14 protein-coding genes are annotated in these 18487 nt (G+C 62.2%); 4 read left to right on the top strand and 10 right to left on the bottom strand.

Annotation, left to right across the window (positions count from 1 at the left end; genetic code table 11):
- Positions 1–28 precede the first annotated feature (28 nt).
- From LJ738_RS07385 to LJ738_RS07375, 3 genes are all read right to left on the bottom strand, one after another.
- Positions 29–2620 (bottom strand): DUF5916 domain-containing protein, encoded by a 2592-nt coding sequence (locus LJ738_RS07385; RefSeq protein ID WP_227785672.1) that lies wholly within the window; start codon positions 2618–2620, stop codon positions 29–31.
- A 169-nt stretch (positions 2621–2789) separates the two neighbouring features.
- On the bottom strand, positions 2790–5729 hold the full coding sequence (locus LJ738_RS07380) for a M56 family metallopeptidase (protein WP_227785671.1): 2940 nt from the start codon (positions 5727–5729) through the stop codon (positions 2790–2792).
- A complete protein-coding gene (locus LJ738_RS07375) occupies positions 5716–6141 on the bottom strand; it encodes a BlaI/MecI/CopY family transcriptional regulator (RefSeq protein WP_227785670.1) in 426 nt (141 codons plus the stop codon). Before LJ738_RS07375 ends, LJ738_RS07380 begins: the two co-directional genes overlap by 14 nt.
- Positions 6142–6284: 143 nt before the next feature.
- On the opposite strand from LJ738_RS07375, the gene LJ738_RS07370 reads away from it, so the two are divergent.
- Entirely contained in the window at positions 6285–6953 is a 669-nt protein-coding gene (locus LJ738_RS07370; RefSeq protein WP_227785669.1) for a hypothetical protein, read from the top strand.
- On the opposite strand, the gene folB is transcribed toward LJ738_RS07370, so the two are convergent.
- The 3 genes from folB to LJ738_RS07355 form a co-directional block, all read right to left on the bottom strand.
- Entirely contained in the window at positions 6950–7324 is a 375-nt protein-coding gene (gene folB, locus LJ738_RS07365) for a dihydroneopterin aldolase (RefSeq protein ID WP_227785668.1), read from the bottom strand. The two genes, LJ738_RS07370 and folB, sit on opposite strands and share 4 nt — an antisense overlap.
- Positions 7325–7457: 133 nt before the next feature.
- On the bottom strand, positions 7458–8540 hold the full coding sequence (locus LJ738_RS07360) for a DivIVA domain-containing protein (RefSeq protein WP_227785667.1): 1083 nt from the start codon (positions 8538–8540) through the stop codon (positions 7458–7460).
- Between the two features lie 88 nt (positions 8541–8628).
- Entirely contained in the window at positions 8629–9564 is a 936-nt protein-coding gene (locus LJ738_RS07355) for a WD40 repeat domain-containing protein (protein WP_227785666.1), read from the bottom strand.
- Between the two features lie 111 nt (positions 9565–9675).
- Between LJ738_RS07355 and LJ738_RS07350 the strand changes: the two genes are divergently transcribed.
- A complete protein-coding gene (locus LJ738_RS07350) occupies positions 9676–10365 on the top strand; it encodes a 4'-phosphopantetheinyl transferase family protein (RefSeq protein ID WP_227785664.1) in 690 nt (229 codons plus the stop codon).
- A 38-nt stretch (positions 10366–10403) separates the two neighbouring features.
- Positions 10404–10985 (top strand): redoxin domain-containing protein, encoded by a 582-nt coding sequence (locus LJ738_RS07345; protein ID WP_227785662.1) that lies wholly within the window; start codon positions 10404–10406, stop codon positions 10983–10985.
- Between the two features lie 228 nt (positions 10986–11213).
- Here the strand turns inward: LJ738_RS07345 and LJ738_RS07340 are convergent, their stop codons facing one another.
- From LJ738_RS07340 to LJ738_RS07330, 3 genes are all read right to left on the bottom strand, one after another.
- Complete coding sequence (locus LJ738_RS07340) at positions 11214–12047, bottom strand: transglutaminase-like domain-containing protein (protein WP_068192569.1); 834 nt, start codon at positions 12045–12047, stop codon at positions 11214–11216.
- 78 nt (positions 12048–12125) lie between these two features.
- On the bottom strand, positions 12126–13853 hold the full coding sequence (gene poxB, locus LJ738_RS07335) for a ubiquinone-dependent pyruvate dehydrogenase (protein ID WP_227785660.1): 1728 nt from the start codon (positions 13851–13853) through the stop codon (positions 12126–12128).
- A gap of 92 nt (positions 13854–13945) precedes the next feature.
- On the bottom strand, positions 13946–14524 hold the full coding sequence (locus LJ738_RS07330; protein ID WP_227785659.1) for a PH domain-containing protein: 579 nt from the start codon (positions 14522–14524) through the stop codon (positions 13946–13948).
- 277 nt (positions 14525–14801) lie between these two features.
- On the opposite strand from LJ738_RS07330, the gene LJ738_RS07325 reads away from it, so the two are divergent.
- Positions 14802–16058 (top strand): hypothetical protein, encoded by a 1257-nt coding sequence (locus LJ738_RS07325; protein WP_227785658.1) that lies wholly within the window; start codon positions 14802–14804, stop codon positions 16056–16058.
- A 690-nt stretch (positions 16059–16748) separates the two neighbouring features.
- On the opposite strand, the gene LJ738_RS07320 is transcribed toward LJ738_RS07325, so the two are convergent.
- Complete coding sequence (locus tag LJ738_RS07320; RefSeq protein WP_227785657.1) at positions 16749–18377, bottom strand: acyl-CoA carboxylase subunit beta; 1629 nt, start codon at positions 18375–18377, stop codon at positions 16749–16751.
- Positions 18378–18487: the final 110 nt, after the last annotated feature.

The following is an 18487-nucleotide window of genomic DNA, read 5'->3' as shown; positions in this document are numbered from 1 at the left end:
TCGCGCTGCGCCCACCGGCTCCACTGCGTTAGCCGCGCCGGGGCCGCAGGGCGAGGTAGTCGAGGTAGTACAGCACCTTCACCGACACGTTGTTGTTGTGCGGCGTGTTGATGGTGTTGTTCAGGTTATCGAAGTACAAGGGCGTGGCCTCGTTGGCTTCCAGAAAAGAGGCGCTGGCGTTTTTCCACACGATGCTCACCTGCGAGCCGGGAGCAAACCACCAGGAGTAGCCCGCGTCCACGTTGAAGGCATTGAAGGTGTTGTCGCGGTTGCGCTGGTACTCCACGGGGGTTTCCAGGCCGTCGGGGTGCAGGCGCGAGAAGTCGCGGTAGTGCACGTTGCTCACGTAGTGGCGCAGGCGGATGTTGAACGACATGCGGTTGGTGAAGGTGTAGGTCGCCGTGGCCGTATTCGTGACCGTACGCACATTGCGCCGGCCCATCAAAACATCCTGGCCGAAGGCATTGAGCAGCGGCACATCCTGGGGCTGGCTGCTGCTGAGGCCGCCGGCGTAGCCGATTTGATTACGCCGCAGCTCGTAGCTGGCACTATAAACAAAGCTCAAGTGGTTGCTGGCCCGGTAGCGCGGGCTCAGCACCAGGCCGAAAGTATTGCGGCCGGTGCGGTCGCCGTCGGCCACGAAGAAGCGGGCGCCGTAGTTGATGTCGTAAGCCACTTTCTTGCGGTAGTCGGACGAGACGAAGCCGTTCCAGCTAAAGTTGGTCGGTTTGCGCAAGTAGTAGGTGCCAATGGGCGAGCGGCGCGGGTCGAAGTAGTCGCGCGAGAGCGGCTGGGCATCCAGGTTGATGCCCGTAGTCAGAAAGCTTTTGGTGAACGTGGTATTGCCGCCCAGGAAAAAGGCCACCCCTTGGTAGCGCCGAGGCGTTTGTAGCAGCGAATAGCTGATGCTGGCGTAGGTGCTCAGCTTGTTTACCTTCCAGAAGGGCTTGTAGATGTTGTAGTTGGCGTTCACCGACTGGTCGATGGTGTTGTTGCTGAACAGCAGGCCCAGGTCGTTGGGGTTGTAGGTATTGGACTCGATGCCGTGGTCGACACTCCAGGTGAAGTTGCCACTGATTTTGCCAAAATTCACGTAGTACTTGTAGCCGTCTTGGTCCGAGATGTTCTTGTCGGAGAGGAAGGCCTTGCCCCGGCGGTTGGAGTACACCACCTGACCGTTGACGGCGTAGCGGTTGGCCTTGTTGGCGAAGCGAAACAGCCCACCGGTCACGTTGGCGTCGTAGGTGGAGCCGGCCCGCGTCACGTTGGTGTTGATGAGGCTGACGTAGGAGTTGTTCTTGAGGCTCTGGTCGAGCACCACGATGTTGTAGTTGGTGAACGGCTGGGTGAGCACGTCGCGCCGGGCGCCGGTGGTGCTGTCTTGCACGGTGGCGAACACGTCGTTGCTCAGGGCGTTGAACACGCCAATGCCCAGGCCCTTGCTGGTGCGGCCCGATACTTTGGTGGCGTTCAGGAGGCGCGTGATGCCGGGGTTTTGCACCACAAACTCGCCCTTGCTTCGGCTGCCGTCGGCCTGGCGCTCGCCGGTGTGCAGCTGGCTTGCTACCTCCCCAAAGCCGATGGGCGTGGCGCCCACCCGGCGCGAGTAGAACAAGCCGCCTTTGTTGAACAGCTCGGTGCCCTCGGTGAAAAAGCCCCGGTTTTCATTGTATTGCACTTCAAAGGGCGAGAGGTTGAGCACCTGGTTGTCGCTCTGCACCTGCCCAAAGTCCGGCACCAGCGTAGCATCGAGCGTGAAGCTTTCGTTGATGCCCCACTTGATGTCGGCCCCGCCGTTGAAGCTGGTGGTGGCGTTTTTCTTGCCCTGCTCGTTGAAGGGGTAGTGGTTGACGTAGGCCGACACGTAGGGCGTGAGCGAGAGGCGCAGCGGCGGCTGCAGGTCCCGCAGGCCCGTGAGCAGGCCCCACTGGTTCACGAAGCCGTCGACCTGGGGCTTCACCTCGTTCCAGAAGAATTTCTGGCGGCTGGCGCGGCGTTGGCGGCCAAAGTTTATGCCCCACACCTGCTCTTTGGCCTTGCTGAAGCGAATGGCGGAGTACGGAATCCGAATTTCGGCCACCCAATCGTTGCCTTGCAGCGTGGTGCGGGAGTCCCACACCGCGTTCCAGTTGCCGTCTTCGCCGTTGGCCGGCGACTGGCGGGCATCCACCTGCACGCCGCCGGACGTCAGCAGGAATTGGTAGCCGTTCTGGTGGTCGTTGTACGTGTCGATAAACACCCCAAACCAGTCGGAATTGCCGATGTTGTCGCGGGCGCTGAGCTCGCGCAGCACCGAGTCCGGCGACACGTCGTGCATGATGGCTCCTACGTAGATGGCCGCGTCGTCGTAGAGCACGCGCACTTCGGTGGGGTTCTTTTCCAGGCGCCCCGGCGTGGGCTCCAGCTCATAAAACTGCGTGGCCACGGGAGCTGTCTGCCACACCGCGTCATCGAGCGTGCCGTCGAGTTTGGGCGGGGTCGTGATGCGGATGGCCTGGAGTTGGCGCTTGGCCGCGGGCTTGGCTGCATCGGCCGCGGCCGACGGCACGGCGGGGGCTTGCTGCCCCTGGGCCACGCTTACAAAAATCCCGAACCAACAAACCAGTAAAAAACGAACCATAAAGTATAGCCTCCAGATAATAGCCTTGGCGTAGGCCCATAGATGAGCACAAAGGTCCGATAGTTGCTTTTAGGAGCCTAATTTTTAAAGAGAATTAGCAGAACTGTAAAGCAAAAAAGCCGGCCCTCCGCCAAGGAGAACCGGCTTTTGCAGCCTGAGCTGGTTTTAGTTAATCAAGCGAAACATTCACGTTGAAATTCTGGCCCGGGCCTTCGTGGCCCACCAGCTTGCGGTACTTGGTGGCCAGCTCTTCCGACTGGCGCTTGCCGTTCACCGTCAGCCCCGAGTCGTTGAGCTGGAGCTGAAAGTTCTTGTCGTCCTGGCCTATCAGGCCGTCTTTGCGGAGCTCGTCTCGCAGCGTGCGCGTGTCGACGCTGGGCGCGCGCGGCGGCCGCGGCGGAGCCGGCACCTCCGACATGCTGGGTGCCGCCGGGGCGGCCGGGGCCATAATGCCGCTGGCCGGACGGGGCGGGCGCGGCGGCTTCGGGGGCCGCGGCGGGGGCGGCATGTCGTTGACGTCGCCGCTCCGGCCCATCAGAATGGAGCTGTTGGCCGTGACTTTGTGGCCGCTGGCTTTTTCGTACAGTTTGCGGTACTTGTCCAGCACTGGCTTGGGCTGCACTTTGTCGTCGATGCGCAGCTCGTTGTTCTTAAACTCAAACTGGAAGTTGTTGCGGTCCTTGATGAGGCCGTCTTTCAGCAGCTCGTTCACGATGGCCTCTTCGGCGCCATTGCGGCGTTCCTCCGTGCGGATGCGCTCCTCGCGGCGCTCGTCCTGGGTTTCCCGGATGCGCTCCCGAATCTCTTCTTTGCGAGCTTGCACTTCTTCTTGGCGGGCCTGCACTTCTTCCTGGCGGGCGCGCACCTCGTCTTTCCGGGCGCGCAGTTCCGCGTTGCGTTCCTGCCGGTCTTCATCACTCAGCACGAATACCTCGCCGCGGCCCCCGCCCGGCACCACCGTCGCGCCGTTGAAGCGCATGGTGCGCGGGGAGCTGTCGAGGCGCTTGAGCTGGCTTTGCACGTCTTTCAGGCGGGCATCGATGCGCTTGCGCTGTTCCGAAGACAGGTTTTTCACGCTAGCAGCTTCGCGCAGGGCCCGCTCGGCGGCGCGCAGGGCGCTGCGGGTCTCGGCCACATTGGGGCCGGGGCCCACCATGGCCGCGCCGGGCGACTGCAGCCGGTACGTTCTGTTCAGCTCCTCCAGTTGGCGGTACGTACCCGGTGCGGCCGGCGAGAGCCGACGCAGCTCGTTGAGCCCGCCCGGGGTAATTCCGCGGTAAACCCGGGGCATGGCTTCCGGCGCGGGCATCGGCATGGGCATAGAATACACCCGCGGCAATGTGCGCAGGTATGTAGTCCCGCCCCCACCGCTGCCGCCGCGGTATACAAAGGCCTCGGCCCGGGGAGCATAGCTGGGGTCTACCTGGATGACCTCATACTGCCGGTCGTCGCCTTTTTTGTCCTTGATTTTAATCTTGCGCTTGCCTTTGCCGTTGTCAGCGTCGGTGTCCACGTGTTGGCCGTTTACCACCAGGTCGGTCACGCGGCCCTTCTTGTCTTTGGTGATGACCACCGTGCCGGGAGTGCCGGGGAAGGCGCGCGGCGCCATGTTGCGGCGGTCTACGATAACGCGGCGGCCGTCGCGCTGGCGCGCCAGCCGGCGCCGGGCGGCGCGGCCCCTTAAGAGGAGCGTATCCTGAGCCGGCACCAGGGTTTCGGCCTCAGGCGTTGCGCTTGCTGCTGTCGAGGTGCGCGTTTCGTCGCCGGTTGTGGCTCCATCGGTAGCTGCTCGCTCTATGGTCTTGGCCGTTCCCGCGGCCGATTTTAGGTTATCATCGGCTCTGGTAGCCGCCGGGGCCGGAGCCGTGCCCCCGCCCTGCCAGTTGAAGGCCGCAAGTTTGCCCGGTGTTAAGGCCGGCTGCGCAAAGGGACCGGCAAAGGCCACGCTGCTGCCTAGCAGCCCCAGGCCGCCCAGCACCAGGGCGCCAGCCAGTATGCCTTCGGCCATGGTAGGGGCTGCGGGGCGGCGCTGCACCAAGCGGCGCACCCGGCTCAACAAAGCGCCCCGCTTGCCGATAGCAGCCAGCGCCAGCCGCGGCGTGGCGGGCACCATGGCGCTTTGGCTCCACTCGGCCAGGGCCGTGAGGGCGCGGGCCAGGCGCAGGGAGTCGCCGCCGCAGAGGGCCGTGGCGGTGTCGTCGCAGCAGTTTTCGCGCTCGGTGCGCACGCAGCTGGCCACAAACCACACCGCCGGATGGTAAAAGAACAGCACTTCGGCCACCGTTTGTAGCAGGTTCACGAGGTAGTCGCGGCGCAGCACGTGGGCCAGCTCGTGGGCCAGAATCGCCTCCAGGCTAGCCGGCGAAAGGCCCGCCACCACCCCCAACGGCAGCAAAATCACAGGCCGCAAATGGCCCACCACCACCGGTACCTGCACCAAGGCCGATTCCAGCAGGACCACGGGCTGACGCACGCCGCTTCGTTGAGCCAAAGCCGCCAGCCGGTCCTGCCACATTGGGCTCAGGGGCCGCACGCGGTAGCGCCGCAGCCGCTGCACATACAGCAGGCCGCCGAGCATGCGCAGGCTCATGGCCAGCAGGCCGAGCAGCCACATCAGCACCAGCAGCGGCAGGTGGTGGTCGAAATACCGCAGCCCCGTGGCGAGCCAGCCGGGCGCTGCCGGCCGGGCCTCAGAGGCTACGCTGGCAGCAAGCGCGGCAGTTGGTTTCGCCGATTGTGGCTCCACGCCGGCTACCGTCACGGGCGTTGCCGCTTTAGAAACGTGCGCATCGGCCGATGCTAGGGCCACTGGCAGCTGCTTCTCTACGGGGGCGGCTTTCACGGTTTTGAAGGAGCCCGCAGGCAGAATCGCGTCTGTGCTAGCATCCGAGTTGAAATACAGCCCAAACGTGATGCCGGCCAGGGCCACCACCACGCCCAGCGCCCCGGCCGAAGCCACGTAGCGCACCTCGGCGCGCTGGCGCCGCAGCAGCAGCAAGGCCCCGGCCAGCACGGCCGCCACCAGCGCCCCCTGCCACAGCGAGTGCAGCAACGTCCAACCCAGGGCCCGCGTCAGCGCGGGCGAAACGAAGTTATCAAGCGTTGTCATCGTCGTCGGCAGTTGAGGTGGAATTTTGGATTTCAATGTCGTTGAGCAGGCGGCGGATTTGCGCCAGCTCGTCGGCCGAGGTCTGGCGGCTTCCCAGGGCCTGCATCACCAGCTTCAGGGCCGAGCCGCCGAAGGTGGCGTCTACGAACTTGTCGAGGAGCAGGCCCTGGGTTTCCTGCTCGCGCACGGCTGCCCGGTACACGTGGCTGCGGTCGGCATCGTCGCGCCGCACCAGGCCTTTATCCAGCATGAGCTGCAATATCTTGAGCGTGGTGGTGTAGCCCACCTCCGCTTGCCGACGCTGGCTCAGGTTGTCGTTAATGGCGCGCACAGTGGCGGGCCCGTGCTGCCAGAGCACGTGTAGGATTTCCAATTCGGAGTCCGTAGGTTTGGGGGGCGGTGCTTTGCTCATGCTGGGGAAACGTGAGGTTACTACGAATTATTTCGTAGGATACAGCAAAGATGCTACGAAAGCCTTCGTAGTTGCAATAGCTATCTACGAAATTATTCGTACTACACCCCAATGACTTGGTTATCAAGGGATAATTTTTTTTCATGGAGGCAGAGAGAAGTCCGCTCGCTAAATTCCAGGTGGCATACTTTGGCCGCGTTGACCATTATCTCGGCTGGCACGATGGCTACACGGCCGATTCTGACTGTCTGGATGCGCTTACCTCCCTTGAGCGCCAGCAGGCCGAGGCTGACTTAATGGATAGGCTGCGCAAAGGCACTGCTGACCCTCGGGCTGTTCTCGGCTTGGGCCACTTGCGCAGTGAAGAAGCACTGCCCCTGCTGCACCGCTGCCTACGCCAAAGCGGATTTGCTATCTATGCACTGGAGGCCATTGCCAAAATCAACCCAGCCGGATTGTACCAATCAGACTTGGCCGCTTTGCTCGCGCCTACAACTGATGCGTATGTGTTGATAAACTTGCTGGTGGGCTTGCAGCATTACTATACCCTAGGCCAGCTGATTCCACTTGTCGTGCACCGCATCTTTGCCCTGGTAGCCCACCCTTCCGATTACTTGGTACGCTACCATGCTTTGCACGCGTTGCGGCGGCTCTACCAATTACGTCCATCTGAGCAAGAGCAAAGCATAGACCGTGCAGTCAACGTCCACGATAAAGTTTTCAAGCTAATTACCCAGAAGAAAGCCCCGGGTGCTTACCGAAAAGCGCAGCACCTGCTGCAGGCTGAAATAGCGGCAATTTCCGCTTACTAGCTCCTCAAGCTGCGCTTGCGCCGCCGTGCCAGCGTCACGCGGGCCCGGTGGCAGATGCCGCCCAGCGGCGGGTTAAACTTGCTGACGTTGATTTTCACCTTCCGCACATGGGGCAGTTCGGCCATGATGCGGTCGAGCACCCGGTGGGCTACGTGCTCCAGCAGCCGGGCCGGCGCGAGCATCTCCTCGGCCACGAGGCGGTAGAGCACTTCGTAGTTCACGGTCTGCTGCAGCTTGTCGGAGGCGCCGGCGGCCAGCAGGTCGGTGCTGATGTACAGGTCCACGCCGTACTTGTTTCCAATTTTCTGCTCCTCGTCGTAGTAGCCGTGGAACGCGAAAAACTCCATGCCTTCAAGTGCGATTTGGCCCATGCTGTTTTCTTCGATACTGATGTGTGATATGCTGGCCGATGCTTGCGCGGTAGCGAGGGCAAAGGTCGTCGCATAAAAAAGAAAGCCTACCAATGCGGTAGGCTTTCCCAAGAATCGGCTTTGAAACCGCAGGCTAGATTTCGTCAAAAAATGACTTCTCCGTTACCGCGGCTTCCACTGGAGCTGGGGTTGCGGCCGCGGCCGCCTTTTCCATGCCCGGGTGCATTGGGGGCGTGGGCTGGGGTATTTCGGGGCGGTCGGGGCCCACCGGACGAATTTCGGGCTGCGTGGGCTCTACGTTGGGAGCGCCTGGGTGCGGCACCCGGGCGGGGCCGGGCGGGTCGATGTGGGGCGCGGGCGCGATGCCGGGGTTTTCGGCCGGCGCGCCGGGCCGCTCAATATCGGGATGGGGCGGCGAGTTGGGGTCGGGCTGCTGGCCGGGCTTGGGGTTGTAGGCCTGGGGCTGCGCAGCCTCTGCTTTGGGCTGAGATGGGGCAGCCGAGGTGGCTGGCTGCGAAGCAGAACGCCCGGCATCGAAGGAAGCCGGCGCGGCGGCCACGGCAGCAGCAGGCGACATGGCGGAGGAAGAAGTAACCTGCATGGGTGTGGTGGGCTCGGGGGTGGGTTCGGTGCCCGGTTCTTTCGGGCGCTCTACCTGTACGCGGGCCGCGCGCGAAAGGATGGCCGCCGCGCTGCCCTTGGGCCGGTTGCGGGCCTTCTCCACTTTGTCCAGGGCATCGGAAGCCAGGTTGTGCAGGTCGCGCACCAGGCCGTCGAGCTGCTGCTCCAGGCGCTGGCATTCCTGGCCCAGGCCGGTTACTTCGCGCTGCATGTCGGCCACGGTTTTGTCGGCTTGCTGGTAGGCTTCGTCCACTATGCTGCGGGCGCGCAGGCGGGCGTCGTTCAGGAGGTGCTCGGCTTGCAGCTGGGCTTCGCGGATGCGCAAATCGGCGTCGCGCTGGGCTTGCTCCGTGATGCTATTGCCGGTGTCTTCGGCCGTTTTGAGGGTGCGGTAGAGGCTGCTTTCCACTTCGCGCATCTTCTGCACGTCCTGCTGCGCGTGCTCGAGCTTCAGGCGTAGCTCGCGGTTTTCATCGCCCAGCCGCTCCCACTGCTGCGAAATCGTGTTCAGAAATGCTTGCACCTCGTCTTTATCAACCCCACGGAAGGATTTTTCAAACGTTTTCTGGCGGATATCGAGGGCGGTTATCTTCATAGAAGCGGTTAGCTTTTAGCCGGTGGCTATTAGCTGTTTGGATTAATAAACTAAAGGTAATTCAGGCGAAAGCAGCTACCGCCAACAGCTAAAAGCTAGCGGCTTGCACCTCCCATACGGCTAAGCTGCGGTCGTCGCTACACGAAACTAGCCGGTTTTCGGCGCCCAGCCAAACCAGCCGGTTCACGGAAGTGCCGTGCCCGGCCGAGCGGGCCCGGTCGAGCACGCGCAGCAGGGTCATGCTGGCCGCATCCCAGAGCTTAATGCTCTTATCGAGGCTGCAGGAGGCCATATACCGGCCATCGGGGCTAAAAGCCAGGTGGTTGATGGTGTACATGTGGGCCGGCACGGTGCCGGCCAGGGCGTAGTCGTCGGCCACGTTCCAGGTGCGGATTTGGGCATCGCGGCCGGCTGTGAGCAGGCGCGACCCATCCGGAGAATAGGCGACTGAAAAAACCGAATTCGTGCTTTCGCCCAGGGTAAACTTGGTTTCCAGCGAATCCAGGTCCAGAATGCGGGTGAGGGCATCGGAGCTGCCCACGGCCAGCTCGCCGCGCTCTTCGTGCAGGGCGAGGGTGCGCAGGCTTTTGTTGGCGAGGCGCAGGAGTTTTACCAGCCGGAAATCGGGCACCGTCAGCACGGCCAGCGTGCCGTCGCCCAGGCCCACGTACAGCCGCTGCCGGCTCTCCGAAAACACAATCTCGAAGATGGCAACCGGCGGCAGGGCCGTGGCGTGGGCCAGCTGCCGTTGAGCTAAATCGATGGCCTGAATGCCTTGGAAATTGTGCCCCAGCACTAGCAGATTGGCCGCCGGCAAGTGGCGCAGGGCATACACCGAGTTTTGGACGCGGGCCAGCAATTCGCCGTCGTGGGCCGGGTTGGCGGCGTCCCAGCCCACCACCATGCCGTCGGCGCTACCCGAATACACGGTGCCGCCCGAGCCCCCGGTGAGGGCGTAGACCGCGTCGCGGTGGCCGGCCAGGGTGGCAATCTTCGTAACGGTGGGGCGGAATAGTTCGGACATACGGGCGCCGCAAAGGTAGCTTCGGCCTAATTTGTAAGCAGTCAGCACTCGGCTCCGTGGTGCCCTCGCTCCGGTGCCCGGCTCTGGCTGCCCTCTACCAGTTCCCTAAGCATGCCGCTTCACTCCTTTCAGCGCCTCTCCCCTACCGCGGTGCTGGGCCTTTGGCAACTCACCGAAACCCCGGCGGAGCTTTGGCTCAATTTGCCGCAGCCCGACTCCTACCAGCCCCTGGTGCCCGCCACCGCCGATGCCACCCGCCTGGCCCAGTGGCTGGCCGGCCGGGTACTGGCCCACTGCCTCATTGCGGAGCTAGTGGCCGAGCCGCCCACCGACCTGGTGGTGCACAACGACGCCACCGGCCGCCCCTGGCTGGCCGGCGATGCCCGCGATTTAAGTCTATCGCTGTCGCATTCTGGCACGTGGGTGGCGGCGGTGCTGGCCCGCGGCGGCCGCGCCGGCGTGGATGTGGAAATGGTGCGCGACAAAGCCCATCGGCTGGCCAGCAAGTTTTTGAACGCCGAAGAGTGGGCCGATGCCCAGGCTACTACCCAAGCGGCACCAGACACGGCCAGTGCTCACTACACCCTGCTCTGGAGCGCCAAGGAGACCTTGTACAAGCTGGCAGCCCAGCGCGGCATTATCTTTAAAACGCAGCTGCTGCTCAGTTCTTTTGCGCCGCAGGAATCCGGCGAAATCCCGGCTACGTTGGTATTGCCCGACGCCAATACGCGGCACTGCATTTGCTATTCTCAGCCGTCGCCCGGCTACGTTCTTACGTATTGCCACCAACCGGCTCTGTAGCCCCCGGCGCTTCCTCCCGTATGCCTTACCTTGCCGCCATGTCCTTTCGCCGAATTACTATCCTCGCCGCCGTGGCCCTGCTTGCCATCACCTTGGCCGTGGGCACCGCCCGCGCCCAAACCGGCAGCCCCATCGCCGACTTCACCCTCAAAACTGCCTCCAACGCCGACGTGGCCCTGAAAAGCTATGCCGGCAACAAAGCCGTGGTGGTGGTATTTCTGAACCCCGCCTGCGCCTTCTCACGCCTCTACCAGGAGCGGCTGGCCTCGCTCAGCAGCGCCTACCGGGCCAAGGGCGTGGAGTTTTTGTTTATCAACGTGCCCATCAACCTCGACGCGCCCGGCACGGCCGCCCCCGGCGAAGTGGAGCTGCCCACCCTCACCGACCCCAGCCAGCAAGTGAGCAACCTGCTCGGCGTGACCAAAACCGCCGAAGCCGTGGTGCTGGAGCCCAACTCGGGTGGCTTCATCGTCCGCTACCGCGGCGCTATCGACGACAATCCCCAGGTAGCCAGCAATGTGCAGCAGCACTACCTCAAGCAAGTACTCGACAACGTGCTGGCTGGCCGCCCCGCCGGTGTGGCTGAACGGCGCGCCGCCGGCTGCTTGATTAAGCGGTAACGTTTGTCATTGCGCGGAGGCACGACATTCCGCGCATCAAGCGGCGTCAATCCGTCCTGGTCTCAGCGACAAACCTAATAATGTGAAAAGCTCCGGTACTGCGCAGTAACGGGGCTTTTTCTGTAAAAGGCTTTGTCACTTCTTAAGGTTGGCCGCAGCGAAAGGACGGATTGCCGCGCTGCGCTCGCAATGACAGAACCGCCCTGTAGTGGTCCCGTGGCCTGCCCGCTACTCCAGAATACTCAGCAGCACGGCCACCTCCGCGGCTTTCATGGGCTCCTGCAGCTTCTCGAAGCTCATTTGCAGGTTGCGCAGGGCGCGGCGCACAATGTCCAGATTTGAGCAGGGCTCAAAGAACATGGGGTTGGAGGAAATATTGAGCTGGCTTACGTAGTGCTCGATATCGGTGCGCGAGAGCACGAGGCCGCGGTTGTAACAGTTGATGTAAAACGGCTCGGCGCCCGGCAGCTCGGGGCGGAAGGTGAGCACGAACAGGTTGGGCAGGTTCACGCCGAACACCGGCAGGTGCAGCCGTTGGGCTACCAGTAGATAAATCACGCAGAGCGTGAGCGGGTTGCCGCGCTTGGTTTCAATCACGCGCTGCAGCATGGAGTTGGCCGGCGAGTGGAAATGCTGGGTGTTGGCTGCGAACTTGTGCACCCGAAACATGACGTAGTTCAGGGTCTGCACCTGGTCGGCGGGGTGCATTTCGGGGCGCAGAGCTGTCCACACCTCGAAGCGGAGCTGCTCGATGGCCCGGTTCAGGGCCTGCAGGTCGGCATCGGGATACTGATAGGTGTTCAGCAGCCACATGCCCTCCAGTAGGTCGGTGGCGCCGGCTTCGCGCCATACGCGCAGGCGCTGCTGCAAGCCCTCAAACTGCAGGTGGTGAATCAAATCCTCCAGCCGCTGCTGCTGCTGGCCGTCCAGGGTTTCCTCCCACGACTCCTCCAGGAAGGGAATGATGCTTTCCCCCAGGTTCTGGATTTTGTCCTGGATTTGCGGCGCCACTTCCGGGTCGTCGAGCAGCGAGATAAGGGCTTTGATTTCTTTGTTCGTCATCACGGGGGTAGAACGGCACGGCAAATTTACGTCCGGACATCGTTCAATGCCTATTCGGGCATTTTTTCAACACCCGCTTCAGCGAAACAAGTTCGTTTTGGCCAGCTCCAGCAGCTCACCGCCGCGCCCGTCCATCAGGGCCTTCACGGCGTACAGGCTAAAGCCGGCCACCTGCTTGCGGTCGATGCTGGGCGGCATGCTCAGCTCCTGCCGCTTCACCACGGCATCTACCAGCACGGGGCCGTCGTGGGCCAGGGCCTCGCGCAGCACGCCCTCCAGCTGCCCGGGGTCGCTCACGCGGAAGCCGCGCAGGCCGGCGGCTTCGGCCACGGCGCCAAAGTCGGGGTTATCGAGCTCGGTGCCGTATTCCAGAATGCCGGCCGCCTTCATTTCCAGCTCCACAAAGCTCAGGGCCGCGTTGTTGAACACAATGAGCTTGACCGGGATGTTGTGCTGGCGGATGGTGAGCAGCTCGCTCAGCAGCATGGCCACGCCGCCGTCGCCGCACATTGCCACCACTTGCCGGCCGGGCTGGGCCAGCGCCGCCCCGTAGGCCTGCGATACCGCGTTGGCCATGCTGCCGTGTACGAATGAGCCAATGAGGCGCCGCTGGCCGTTCATGTGCAGGTAGCGGGCGGCCCAAATGGTGGGCGTGCCCACGTCGCAGGTAAAAATGGCGTCTTCGCTGGCCAGCTCGTCGAGCAGCCGGGCCACGTGCTGGGGGTGCAGGCTGGTGTCGCCGGGTTCACCGGTGGCCAGCTCGGCGAGGTGGGCTTCATCGTCGGCGTGGCGCTGCTGGGCATCTTCGAGGTGGGCGGCGTCGGTGCGGGGCGCCAGGTGGGGCAGCAGCAGGCGCAGGGTGTCGGCCACAGTACCCACCAGCCCAATTTCAACGCGGGTGCGCCGGCCAATGTGCTCGGGCCGGCTGTCTACCTGCACCACCCGGGCATCGTCGGGGTAAAACTGCCGGTACGGAAAGTCGGTGCCCAGCATCAGCACGGTGTCGGCGTCCAGCAGGGCGTGGTAGCCGGCGGGCATGCCCAGCAGGCCGGTCAGGCCCACGTCGTAGGGATTGTTGGGCTCCACCCATTCTTTGCCCCGCAGGGCGTGCACCACGGGCGCGTGCAGGGCCGCCGCCGTTTGCAGCAGCTCGGCATGCGCGCCGGCACACCCAATGCCGGCCAGAATGGTGACCTTATCGCCGGCGTTGAGCAGGGCCGCCGCCTGCCGGATATCCGCCTCGGCCGGCACCACGGCACTGTTTCGGCCCCAGGTGGGCAGCCGCACTTCGGGCGCGTCGGTTTCGAGGTAGGCCACGTCGCCGGGCAGCACCACCACGGCCACGCCGCGCAGCCCCAGCGCGGCCGCCACGGCGCTTTCGATGGTGCGCACGGCCTGCTCGGGCACTGATATCAGCTCGCAGTAATGGCTGCATTCCCGGAACAGCCGCTCAGGGTGCGTTTCCTGAAAGTAGCCGGTCCCGATTTCCACGTTGGGAATCTGAGCGGCCAAGGCCAGCACCGGCACGCGGCTGCGGTGGCAGTCAAACAAGCCGTTGATGAGGTGGGTGTTGCCCGGCCCGCAGGAGCCGGCGCACACGGCCAGGTCGCCGGTGAGGGCGGCTTCGGCGCCGGCTGCGAAGGCCCCGCCTTCCTCGTGCCGCACGGCCACAAACTCAATGCCCTCGCGGGTGCGGATGGCATCGGTGATGCCGTTGAGCGAGTCGCCCACCACGCCAAACACGCGCCGGACGCCGGCGGCCTGTAGGGTATCGACAATGATTTCGGCTACGGATTTTTTGGACATAACAAGGGGTGCATCGACGTAGAAAGCCAGTGCTTGCTTACGACGGATGCACCCCAGTGTTCAGGCGGTGGAATACTCCTTGCAAAAGGCACTCAGCACAACACCAGCATAGCGTCGCGCCGCTCCTCAAATTCGTCTTTATTGATAATCCGATACTTCAGCATCTTTTCGAGCTGATTCATCTTCACCGATAGGTCCTCAGGGGCGCGTGGTGGGGTCGGGGTCAGTTGAGCTGCGCCGGGTTCCGGCAACTCGCTTCCCCAAAGGGGAAACTGGGCGTATTCGCGGGCCTGCGCTTCCCGGTCCTGCACAAACTGGCGGAGCTCTCGGTGCGCCTTTTTGGGCAGATATGTTATCTTCCGCGTCCGCCGGGCTGTTTTCACCCTCAGCTTTGCCCCCAACCAGCCTTGTTCAAACCGGGTTTCCAGCACGTCTTTCCACTGGTAATCCTCCAGCTCCAGGCTCAGCCCAAAATCCCGAACCCGGCAAAAAATAATGCGCTTGTAGGTGAGCACAACGTAATCGGGAGCCCCATTAAACAGCAGCCGATGCTGGGCCGCCACACACTGCACATCTTCCCCGATAGTGAGAAAGCCGCCCACTTTGCGCATCAGCTTTTCCACGATTCTGGGGTCATGGTTTTCGTTCAGCAGCTTCGAGAACGCACTCATAAAATGGAGGAAATAATATAGGGGGAATAATATTCTTGTCCCACGCAAAAAAGCCTCAGCCAGCCCCTTACCAGCCCAATTGCTGAAAACCTAGGCTGGCCCGCCGATGGAAGCCGGCACTCGGTGTACTTTTAGAAATAACGCCCCCGCAGCGTTGCATAAAAAGGAAGCGGGCCTCGTTGCATAAGGAGGGGCACAAAGGTGAAATTGTGCCTCGTTCAAGGCAAAGGCCAATTATTTCTTTTTATTTGACCTGCAGATTCTACCCTACGCTCTAGTGCCCCACATCTCTCCCCGTCTACACGCCGCCCTGCGCGACGCCGTGGCCGCCCGCTTTGGGCAGCCGCTCCGCTACCCCAGCCACTGCGATGCCCTCGAAGCCGAGCTGCAAAAAGCCGCCCACACCGCCGGCCGCCGGCTAAGCCCCAGCACCTTGCGCCGCTTCTTTGGCCTGGTGGAAAAAGAAGGCGGCTACCACCTGCACACCCTCGACACCCTGGCCCGCTACGCCGGCCATGCCGATTTTGCCTCGTTTGGCCAAGCGATAGCGAGCCTGGTGAAGGCCGCCGACAACACCCCGCCAGCCGGCCTTGCCGATATCCCGGAGCTGCTGGCCATGGAAAATCTGGCCCGCCCCGAGCAGCTGTTGTTGGGCTATTTCCTGGGCCGTGTCACGCGGCCCACCCATCCCCGGGGGCCGGCTGGCCCGCTGGCCCTGCGGCTGGCGGCTCACCCCGCCGGGCAGGAGTTTTTCGTGGAATCATTTGTGGACCTGGCTCACCTAAACGGGGCTTACGGCGAAGTACTGGAGGAATACCTGCAGCACAAGCACACGCCCGAAGCCCAGCTTTTTGGGCATTGCGTCTTGTTTTTGGGTGAGTTTCTGGCTGAAGACGAAGCGGCGTGGCGCCGCCGCCTGCCGCACCTGCTGGCCCTGCCCGTGCCGGCCGACGTGCACGCGTTTCCGCGGGGCCGACGGGCATTTGCCGAACTCATCAGCGCCTGGTTCGATGCCCCCAACCGCCCCGTAGCTCCCGCCCTACTGGCCCGGCTGCAGCAGGAGGCCGCGGCCATGCCCCGCATCCCAACGCCCTCGCCCCGGCTTCCGGCGTTCTACAATCATTTCCCGGGCGGATACTACTTCCACGTAGCCGAAGCGCTTTTCCTCACCGGCCAGTTTGCCCCGCTGCTGGAGTGGCTGGACTTTACCCAGGCCGAACTTCCCGAGTTAGCGCACCTGGAGGCTAACGTGTACAACGAGTTGCTGCGGGCCTTCCGGGCGGTGGCGGAGTTTCGCACGGGCCGCGCCCCGGCCGGCGCTACCAGCATCCAGTCGCTCTTCCACCTGGAAAGCCACATCTGGCTCCTCGACTATTACCAGGTGCATACCTGGCTCGTGGAGCTGCACCTGGCCGCCGGCCCTGCCGCGCCCGAAGTGCCTCAGCTGCTAAAAGAGGTGAAGGAATTTGCCGAGCTGCACCGCATGCCGTTCTTCGAGCGGGTAGCTCAACGGATTGTAGCGGGTTGGCAGTAGGCTTGAGGGGCCCGCTATTCCGGCCTACTGGCGCAAGTTTAGTGCAGCATAACTCGCACCATTTGAGGACTATAAGCCCCAAGCAGGCGGCTTTCGCCATTGCACTCCGAAAGAGCACCAGAATGGAATTTCTCTCATTACTAGAACTCGCATAAGAACTAGAACCCCGAAAACTTCGATCTAATAATCGCATTCAGTTTTTTAGATTCTGGGCTCAGAGTTTCCCATTCACATACCGAACTGTACGTGCATGATTGTCGAACCTGTGCTGAATGCACAACAGCAAGACTTACATATCCCACATAATCTGTGCAGAACATTTTGGGATTTACGGGCTTTTGTATCAGCTTTTTAACCCAGATATACATGCTGTCTTTCTCTGATGCGCTCAGCTCGGCTTTTTCAATCTGTCTATTTGTTGGTATATGCCATTTGCCTCTGCTAGTCAGAGAGTCTCTAAATCTCCAATGCTCAAAAGTTATGGCATTCCCACGTGCTCTTGCAGTAATTGTAGCCCATTCAAAGTGGATAATGAGACTGCCATCAGGCGTTAGTTTATCAAAGCTCACTTCTTGTTGTAACTGCTTTTTCTCTTTGCTACATCCTGTTATCCCAGCTGAGCATAATAGCACGAGGGCGCAAGTGCTAAGTACAATTCTCATAATTTCTGCTTAGCTCAACGCAGTTCAATCACACCTGAATAACACCCACGTTATACGCCTTCTCAATCGGCGCATGGTTTGCAGCTGCAATGCCTTCCGAAATCACCTTACGCGTTTCCAGCGGGTCAATAACGGCATCGACCCAGAGGCGGGCCGCGGCGTAGTAAGGCGATAATTGCTCCTCGTAGCGGGCTTTGATGCGGTCCAAAAGTTCCTTTTCGGCTTCCGGGGTGATGACTTCGCCTTTGGCTTTGAGGGAAGCCACCTGGATTTGCAGCAGCGTATTGGCGGCCGCGGCGCCGCTCATTACGGCGAGTTGGGCGGTGGGCCAGGCCACGATGAGGCGCGGGTCGTAGGCTTTGCCGCACATGGCATAGTTGCCGGCGCCGTAGCTGTTGCCCACGATGACCGTGAACTTGGGCACCACCGAATTGGCCATGGCATTCACCATCTTGGCGCCGTCCTTGATGATGCCGCCCTGCTCGGAGGCCGAGCCCACCATGAAGCCCGACACGTCGTGCAGAAACACCAGAGGGATGCGCTTCTGGTTGCAGTTCATGATGAAGCGTGCGGCTTTGTCGGCCGAGTCGGAGTAGATGACGCCGCCCATCTGCATGCCGGTTTTCTTGCTCTTCACGATTTTGCGCTGGTTGGCCACGATGCCCACCGCCCAACCGTCGATGCGCGCCAGCCCGCAGATGAGCGTCTGGCCATACAGGTCCTTGTAGGGCTCAAACTCCGAGTTATCGACCAGGCGGTTGATGATTTCCATCATGTCGTAGGGCTTCACGCGGTCGGAGGGCAGCAGGCCGTAGATTTCCTGCTCGTCCTGCGCAGGTTTGGCCGGGGCCACGCGGCTGAAGCCGGCCGACGCCTGGCCGCCCATCTTGTCGAAGATGTTGCGGATGTGCTCCAGGCACTCTTCGTCGGTGTCGAACTTGTAGTCGGTCACGCCCGAGATTTCGGAGTGCATGCTGGCGCCGCCCAGCGCCTCGTTGTCGATGGTTTCGCCAATGGCGGATTTCACCAGGTAGGAGCCGGCCAGGAATACCGAGCCGGTCCCGTTCACAATCATGGCCTCGTCGCTCATGATGGGCAGGTAGGCGCCACCGGCCACGCAGGGGCCCATGATGGCCGAAATCTGCACGATGCCCATGCTGCTCATCACCGCGTTGTTGCGGAAAATGCGGCCAAAATGCTCTTTATCGGGAAAAATCTCATCCTGCATGGGCAGGTACACGCCGGCGGAATCGACCAGGTAAATAATCGGCAGCTTGTTTTCGATGCTGATTTCCTGGGCCCGCAGGTTCTTTTTGGCCGTGATGGGGAACCACGCGCCGGCCTTCACGGTGGCGTCGTTCGCTACTACCACGCACTGGCGGCCGGCCACGTAGCCAATCACCACCACCACGCCGCCGCCGGGGCAGCCGCCTTCTTCTTTGTACATGCCCTCGCCCGCAAAAGCGCCGATTTCGACCTGGGCCGCGCCTTTATCCAGCAAGTAGTTGATGCGTTCGCGGGCGGTGAGCTTGCCTTTGGCTTTGTGGGCGGCAATGCGCTTCTCGCCCCCGCCCAGGGCTACTTTTTGAAACTTCTGGTGGAGCTGGAAGCTGAGTTGCTTGAGTTGGTCTTCGTTGCGGTTGAACTCGACGTTCATAAAAAAGCGGGGGTGGGATTTTGGAAGAATGGGCACAAAAAATCCGCCCGAAGGCGGATTTCAAAGGTACGGGCAGGAGCGGGAAGCGTCGCTTCAGCAGCGGCGCGGGG

Origin of the sequence: Hymenobacter plasmatis, assembly GCF_020711255.1 — a bacterium.
GTDB lineage: Bacteria > Bacteroidota > Bacteroidia > Cytophagales > Hymenobacteraceae > Hymenobacter.
The sequence above is the reverse complement of the archived record's forward strand: the minus strand, read 5'-3'. Positions and strand labels throughout refer to the sequence as shown.